Here is a 7,026-nt window from a genome sequence, read left to right on the forward strand (position 1 = left end):
TCCCGGATCCGGCAGTGGGAGGATATGATCGCAGCCCTGAAGGACCGATCCAACCCGGTGCTGGCCAAGCGGCTTGAGTCCGTGCCGGAGAAGGACTGGGACCGGATCACCGGCTACAAGGTCTTTTCCTACGAAGGCATGATTGCCCGGGCCAGGGCTGAAGTGGACTGGGCCGAGCGGGGCCTGAAGGTGATCGAAGAGCTCAGCGGGTAAGCGGGCGGCGTTGGCCTTTGCCGCCGCTCTTGTCCCACCGGGCCGCTGTGCTCACCTTTGCCGTCGACCGCGGCCGCAGCGTCGGCGATGCCGGGACGCCCTTGCCCCCGCTCAGCCCGTCCAGCGCAGCCTTCAGCGCCTCAACGGAGGAATATTTCGGCTCCCAGCCCAGCTCCGTGCGGGCGCGGCCGGTTTCCATGATGGGAGCGTTGCGGGCCATGTCCACCCAGCCCGGATCCGAGACCTCCAAATGTGCTGTCCAAGCGAGTCCGACGACGGCCCGGACCAGTCCCCACGGCACGTTGACGATCCGCCGCGCGCCGAAGAGGCGGCCCAGTACCTGCGGCGTCACTACCGGGTCCGCGGCGATGTTGAAGGCACCGAAGGCACGCTGGTCCACCACCCGCCAGTAGGCATCGGCAATGTCGTCGGAGTGCACGGCCTGGAACTTGAAAACGTCCGGGACCGGCAGCAGCGGCAGGCGCAGTTTGTCCAGGAAGAACTTGGGGATCAGTGGCCCCAGGAAGTAGCGGCCGATCTGGCTGCCGGCGTCGTCCTGAAAAATGAGCCCCGGCCGCAGCCGCGCCACCGGGATCTCCGGGTTCTCGGCCTCGAACCGGTCCAGCAGCTCCTCCTGCTCTCCCTTGTGCCGGCTGTAGTGCGAACTGGCGATGCCGCGCGCCGGCCAGGACTCGTCCACCGTGCGGTCCTTGGGCGCCGGACTGTAGGCGCCCACGGACGACGCGCAGACGAATTGCCGTACCCCCGCCTCCGCTGCGGCCGCCAGTGCATTGTCGGTTCCGGTGACGTTGACGCGGTGCAGTTCGGCCTCGTTGCGGTTGGGCTGCAGGATCCAGGCCAGGTGGACGACGGAGTCGGCGCCCCGAAGCAGCTCCGTCAGCTGGTGGCGGCCCGCGTCGGTGGCGACATCCAACGGGTGCCATTCGACGCCGTCGTACGGTTCCTTGCTCCGGTCCGGCAGCCGGCGGGCGATGCCCACGATATCCAGCTCCGCGCCCTCTCTGCGGGCCCGCTGCATCCGCCGCAGCAGCGCCGTTCCCACATTTCCGGTGGCTCCGATGATGACAACCCGCATGGTAGTTTCCTTCCAGCCGTGTCGTGGGACCGGGAGTCCCGCTGTGCTCGAGGATACTCCGGGGCCGAGCAGCGCGTCAGCAGTTTCGCGGGGAGCAGGCCGGACTACCCGTCGTCGTGCGGGTCGTTGAGCCGGTGGAATCCGAACCGGCCTTTCAGCAGACTGATGACCAGCACGCCGGCCAGCATGATCGCACCGGCCAGGATCACCGACGTCTGAACGCCCCAGAGATCGGCCACCAGACCCTGGAGCACCGCTCCCGCGGGCATGGCGGCGGTGAAGAACATGTGGCGCACGGCGATCACCCGGCCGCGCATATGGTCCGCGACGATCATCTGGATGGCAGTGTTGACGCCGGAAATGGCGGACAGGAAGCAGGCGCCGACCAGGACCAGGCTGATCAGGGCCAGCACAAAGTTGTTGGTGAGCCCGAACGCAATCAGGCCGATTCCGTAGACGAGCATGCCCGATTTGACCACCAGTCCCAGCGGAAGGACCTTGCTCCAGCCCGAGACCAGCGGTGCGGCGATAACAGCGCCCGCGCCGAGGGCGGCATTGAGCAGGCCGAGTCCGGTGGGACCGACCTGGAAAACCTCTTCGGCGAAGACCACCGTGAGCTGGAACAGCGGATTGCCCAGCAGACCGATCATCATGGACAGCACAATGCCGAGGATGATGCCGGGCTGGGTCAGGGCGTATCTGAAGGCCTGCAGGAACTGGCCGAAGACCCCGCGGTCCGGTTTTCCGGCCGCGGGACGCCGTCCGGCAGTGACGACCAGCAGCGCGGCTATGACGAACATGAAGGACACCGCATTGAGGAAGAATGCCCAGGACGGGCCGAGGCTTGCCAGCAGGACTCCGGCGATGGCCGGGCCAATGGAGCGGGCGGCGTTGAACTGCATCGAGTTCAGTGTGATGGCGGACAGCAGGTCCTCGCGGGGCACCAGATCATTGACGAAGGACTGCCAGGAAGGCATATTGAGCCCGTTGAAGACGCCCATAAGTCCGATCAGGCAGAGCAGGAGGATCGGATCCTGCAGCCCGCTGGCCCAGTTGGCCCACATCAAGACAGCGACGGCGGCGAGCCCGGTCTGGGTGAGCAGCATCACCTTGCGCCGGTTGTAGCGGTCCGCAAGGGATCCGCCAAGCGGGCCGAGGATGACACCGGGGACGAACTGGACCACTGTTGCGAAGGCAACCCACAGGGCACTGCCGGTCAGAGTGTACAGCACATAGGGGACCGTGAGGTTGCTCAGCCAGGTGCCCGTGTTGGACGCCAGTGCGCCGAACCAGAACAGCCGGTAATTCCGGTGCCTGAAGGCACGGAACGAATAGGCGATGCCCCGGTCCTTGGGCGCCTTCGGGGCTTGCGGCGTCCGCGGAGCGTTGGGCGGCTGGGAGGCTTCGGGCGGTCCCGGGAACTGTTTCACCCGCAGCCGGGAAACGGGCCATCGGCACGGGCTGCTGCCCGGGCGCAGTCCGCGTCCTGTTCCGGGGACGCACCGCTGACGCCGATGCCGCCGCGCAGCCTGCCGCCGGCATCAGCAGTTCCGTGTTCCCACAGCGGAATGCCGCCGGCCATCGTGGTGGGCGTAAAGGGGAGCTGGCCGTCGATCAAGGCGAGCAATTCGGGGTAATTCTCCTTGAGGGCGCCCAGTTTTTCCGTTTCGCGGCGCATTGCCGCGGCGGTCCGTGCCTTGCTGCGGGCCACCTCGACCGTGAACCAGGAGGCGCCGTCGCTGCGCAGGGAAAGCACTTCGTGTCCGGAACCGTTGACGATGCTGATGCTGATGCGCAGGCTTTGTGCGGCTGCATGCTCCAGGGCGGCCTGGGCCATCGCCTGGGCTTGGGCGAGGGAAATGTCGGAAGGCATGCTTCATTCTCACACTTGCCGGTGGATACGACCGTGAACCCCGTTCTTAACGAAGGCCCGCCGGCTGGACCTGTGGGTCCGGCCGGCGAGCCGGCGTTGTGCAGCCGCGGTGGGTTACTTGGCTGCGGCGAGGTTGACGGCGACGTCGACGATCATGTCTTCCTGGCCGCCGACGTAGCCGGCCTTGCCGATTTCCTCGAGGATTTTCCAGGCCGGGACGTTGTAGCGCTCGGCGGCGCGTTCGGCGTGGATGAGGAAGGAGGAGTAGACCCCGGCGTAGCCCTGCATGATGGAGGCGCGGTCCATGACGGGCATGCGGGTGATGATGGGCTTGACCGTGTCCTCGGCGGCGGCCATCAGGGCCTGGACATCGACGCCGGTTTGAATGTTCAGGCGGTCGAACGCGGCGGCGAGGACCTCGGTGGGCGAGTTGCCCGCTCCGGCGCCCAGGGCCACCAGGGTGCCGTCGATCTGCCTGGCGCCGGCCCGGACGGCGAACACGGAGTTCGCGACGCCGAAGCTCATGTTCTGGTGGCCGTGGAAGCCGACCTGCGCGTCGTCCCCGAGTTCGGCGACCAGGGCGGCGACGCGGTCGGAGACGTCCTCGAGGATCAGCGCGCCGGCGGAGTCGACGACGTAGACGCACTGGCAGCCGGCGTCGGCCATGATGCGGGCCTGGGCGGCGAGTTCCTCGGGGGTGGTGCGGTGGGAGAGCATGAGGAAGCCGACGGTTTCCATGCCCAGGGAGCGGGCGTGGGCGAAGTGCTGGACGGAGATGTCGGCCTCGGTGCAGTGGGTGGCGATGCGCGCGACCTGCGCGCCGGCGTCGTGGGCCTGGTTCAGGTCGCCGATGGTGCCCAGGCCCGGGAGCATGAGCACGGCGATTTTGGCGTGGGTGGCCTCGTCCACGGCGGCCTTGATGAGGTCCAGTTCGGGGGTGAGGGAGAAGCCGTAGTTGAAGGAGGAGCCGCCCAGGCCGTCGCCGTGGGTGACTTCGATGACCTCCACGCGGGCCTCGTCCAGGGCCCGGACCGTTTCGCGCACGTGGCGTTCGGTGAACCGGTGGCTCATCGCGTGGGAGCCGTCGCGCAGGGTGGTGTCCGTCAGGCGGACGCTGTAGTTCGGGGTTGTGGGGGTGGTGTCCAGGGGGGCGGTCATGGCTGGCTCCTAGTTGTTCGTGGTGCCGGCGGTGGCCAGCGCGGCGCTGTCCATCTTCTCGGCGAGCAGGTCGGCGGTGCGGGTCGCGGCCGCGGTGATGATGTCCAGGTTCCCGGCGTACTCGGGCAGGTAGTCCGCTGCGCCCTTGACCTGGACCCAGACGCCCACGCGCCCGGCCCCGTTCCAGTCCGCCCGGGCGGTGTCGAACTGCGGCTCGACACGCAGTTCGTAGCCGGGGACGTAGTCGCGGATCTTTTCGGCTGCCTCATGGATGGCGGCGCGGATGGCATCCTGGGTTTGACCCGGTTCGGCGGCCTCGGCGGGGATGGCGCAGTAGATGGTGTTGCGCATGATCATGGGCGGCTCGACCGGGTTGATGATGATGATGGCCTTGCCGCGCGCCGCGCCGCCGATGACTTCCAGGGCTTTGGCGGTGGTTTCGGTGAATTCGTCCACGTTGGCGCGGGTGCCCGGGCCGGCGGACTTGGAGGCGATCGAGGCGACGATCTCGGCGTACTCGACCGGGACCACGGAGGAGACCGCGGCCACGATCGGGGTGGTGGCCTGGCCGGCGCAGGTGATCATGTTCACGTTCATGGTGTCCTCGAGGGAGTCGAGGTTGACCACCGGGGCCAGGTACGGTCCGACGGCCGCCGGGGTCAGGTCGATCGCGCGGATGCCGGCTGCCCGGTACTTGGGCGCGTTGGCGGCGTGGGCCTTGGCGGAGGTGCATTCGAACACGAAGTCCGGCTTGTCCTCCTGGGCCAGCAGCCAGTCCACGCCCTCGGCGGAGACGGTCACCCCCAGGCGTGCCGCGCGGGCCAGGCCGTCCGAGTTCGGGTCGATGCCGATCATGTACTTGACTTCGAGGTTTTTGCTGCGGCGCATGATCTTGAACATCAGGTCGGTGCCGATGTTGCCGGAGCCGACGATCGCGGCAGTCTTCTTAGCCATGGAAAATTCCTTTGCTTGGTGCCGGCAGGGCGGTGCGTGCCGGCAGGGGCGGTGCGTGCCGGGTCAGATGAAGTGGATGCTCAGGGACCCCAGGTCCCCGAAATCGGCGGTCGCGCTGCTGCCGGCGACGACGGGCAGGGCCTTGGTGAAGGAGCCGGGCAGGATGAGCTGGCCGGCCTCCAGGGCCACGCCCTGGGCGCCCAGGACGTTGGCCAGCCAAGCCAGCGGGGCGACCGGATCGCCCATCACGGCCGCACCGGTGCCGGTCTCGCGGGCCTGGGTCTGGCCGGAGGGGCCGTTGATGAGCAGCGTGCATTCGACGCCGGCCAGATCGGCCACCGCCACGTCCAGGGCGGCGGTCCCGACGGCGATCGCCCCGCAGGAGGCGTTGTCCGCGACCGTGTCCACCAGGCGGATGTCCCAGTCGGCGATCCGCGAGTCGATGATCTCGATCGCCGGATACACCGCCCCGATCGCCGCGGCGGCCTGTTCGACGGTCACCCCGGGCCCGGACAGGGTCTGGCTGAGCACGAACCCGAACTCGGGCTCGACCTTCGGGGCGATGAACCCGGCCGCCGGGATCCGGGCGTGATCGGAAAAGACCATGTCCTCGAAGAAGAACCCGAAGTCCGGCGCGTCCACACCCAGCTGGGCCTGCATGGCCAGCGAGGTCAGACCGACCTTCCGGCCGGCCAGCACCCGCCCGGCCGCCAGATGCCGGCGCAGCTGGAAGGTCTGCACGGCGTAGGCATCCTCCAGGTCCATGTCATCGAGGCGGTTCCGCAGCGGGGCCACGGGCTCCAATGTCAGGGTTGCCTGGAGCAGTTCGTCAGCGAAGTGCTCCAGGAGGGGCATTGTGGTTGGGGGGTTCATGGGACTCCATTCTTTGCTGAAGGCCTTCCGGATTGCTCTTACTGGATGTCGAATCTGCAGTAGGAACCCGGAGGCTGGCGGCTCTGGGAATTCCTTCCCAGGCCGAGTTTGATTGTGCGGTCTTGTCCGTCATACTCCAAGCATGCGTACCGCTGAATGGAACCAGTCGTCTTCAGTGCTGGAACGTGCGGCGTTGATCCTCGGGGCTTTCCGGGTTGAGGACAGGACTCTCGGAGTGTCCGAACTTGCGCGCAGGACCGGATTGGCCAAGTCGACCGTGTCACGGCTGACGTCTGAGCTGGTCCGCCTGCAGTATCTGGAACGGCACGGTTCTTCGCTTCGACTCGGTCTTGCTCTGTTCGAACTGGGCCAGCTGGCGGCCACCCCGAAGGAACTGCGCAGGCGGGCCATCGGGATCATGGCGGACCTGCGCAACGCCACCGGACAGACGGTTCACCTAGCGGTACTGGACGGGGTCGAGGTGGTCTACATAGAAATCCTGAGGGGACGGGGCACGCCGCCGTTGCCGTCGCGGGTGGGCGGGCGGATGCCCGCCCACGCCACGGCCGTGGGTAAGGCAATGCTCGCGTTTTCCCCTCAGGTCGTCCTTGAGGACGTCCTCGAACACGGTCTTGAACCGGTCGGCCCCAGCGCCATCACCGATGAGAAAACCCTGCGCAGGGAACTGGCTGACATCGCGGCCACCGGCCTGGCACACGAACAGAATGAGTCCGCGGCAGGTAGTTGCTGTGTTGCCAGCCCGGTGGTGGATGCCGGCGGCGCACTCGTGGCGTCCTTGTCCGTATCCGGCAACCTAAGCCACCTGGACATTGATCGCGTTGCCCCGGCCGTGCGCACC

7 protein-coding genes and 1 pseudogene are annotated in these 7,026 nt (G+C 67.5%); 2 read left to right on the forward strand and 6 right to left on the reverse strand.

The genetic code is table 11. The features are described from left to right. Positions 1 to 213: pseudogene (locus AC5RW2_RS39430) on the forward strand (PadR family transcriptional regulator); the annotation flags it as partial. Here the strand turns inward: AC5RW2_RS39430 and AC5RW2_RS39435 are convergent. The 6 genes from AC5RW2_RS39435 to AC5RW2_RS39460 all read right to left on the reverse strand — a co-directional run bounded on the left by AC5RW2_RS39435 (position 203) and on the right by AC5RW2_RS39460 (position 6,167). Then, the gene (locus AC5RW2_RS39435; RefSeq protein ID WP_494032429.1) at positions 203 to 1,309 is read right to left on the reverse strand and encodes an NAD-dependent epimerase/dehydratase family protein; all 1,107 of its coding nucleotides are present in this window, start codon (positions 1,307 to 1,309) and stop codon (positions 203 to 205) included. The pseudogene AC5RW2_RS39430 and the gene AC5RW2_RS39435 overlap by 11 nt on opposite strands. Positions 1,310 to 1,413: 104 nt before the next feature. Continuing rightward, positions 1,414 to 2,739 (reverse strand): MFS transporter, encoded by a 1,326-nt coding sequence (locus AC5RW2_RS39440; RefSeq protein ID WP_494032430.1) that lies wholly within the window; start codon positions 2,737 to 2,739, stop codon positions 1,414 to 1,416. Continuing rightward, positions 2,736 to 3,182 carry a GlcG/HbpS family heme-binding protein gene (locus tag AC5RW2_RS39445; protein ID WP_494032431.1) on the reverse strand — a complete coding sequence of 149 codons (447 nt, stop codon included), beginning with the start codon at positions 3,180 to 3,182 and terminating at the stop codon, positions 2,736 to 2,738. The genes AC5RW2_RS39440 and AC5RW2_RS39445 overlap by 4 nt, the downstream gene beginning before the upstream one ends. 114 nt (positions 3,183 to 3,296) lie before the next feature. Then, positions 3,297 to 4,340 (reverse strand): 4-hydroxy-2-oxovalerate aldolase, encoded by a 1,044-nt coding sequence (gene dmpG / locus AC5RW2_RS39450; RefSeq protein ID WP_494037124.1) that lies wholly within the window; start codon positions 4,338 to 4,340, stop codon positions 3,297 to 3,299. A 9-nt stretch (positions 4,341 to 4,349) separates the two neighbouring features. After that, positions 4,350 to 5,294, reverse strand: a complete 945-nt coding sequence (locus AC5RW2_RS39455) for an acetaldehyde dehydrogenase (acetylating) (protein WP_494037125.1) — start codon at positions 5,292 to 5,294, stop codon at positions 4,350 to 4,352. 63 nt (positions 5,295 to 5,357) lie between these two features. Then, positions 5,358 to 6,167: a 2-keto-4-pentenoate hydratase gene (locus AC5RW2_RS39460; protein WP_494037126.1), complete on the reverse strand. Its 810-nt coding sequence runs from the start codon at positions 6,165 to 6,167 to the stop codon at positions 5,358 to 5,360. Between the two features lie 142 nt (positions 6,168 to 6,309). Between AC5RW2_RS39460 and AC5RW2_RS39465 the strand changes: the two genes are divergently transcribed. After that, positions 6,310 to 7,026, forward strand: a 717-nt coding sequence (locus AC5RW2_RS39465; RefSeq protein WP_494075207.1) for an IclR family transcriptional regulator, incomplete at its 3' end; no start/stop codon positions are given.

Source organism: Arthrobacter sp. B0316-1-20 (genome assembly GCF_059091865.1).

Bases quoted from the DNA above. Each gene is read 5' to 3' on its own strand.
- AC5RW2_RS39435 (WP_494032429.1), bottom strand. From the start codon at position 1,309: ATGCGGGTTGTCATCATCGGAGCCACCGGAAATGTGGGAACGGCGCTG.
- AC5RW2_RS39445 (WP_494032431.1), bottom strand. From the start codon at position 3,182: ATGCCTTCCGACATTTCCCTCGCCCAAGCCCAGGCGATGGCCCAGGCC.
- AC5RW2_RS39460 (WP_494037126.1), bottom strand. From the start codon at position 6,167: ATGAACCCCCCAACCACAATGCCCCTCCTGGAGCACTTCGCTGACGAA.
- AC5RW2_RS39455 (WP_494037125.1), bottom strand. From the start codon at position 5,294: ATGGCTAAGAAGACTGCCGCGATCGTCGGCTCCGGCAACATCGGCACC.
- dmpG (WP_494037124.1), bottom strand. From the start codon at position 4,340: ATGACCGCCCCCCTGGACACCACCCCCACAACCCCGAACTACAGCGTC.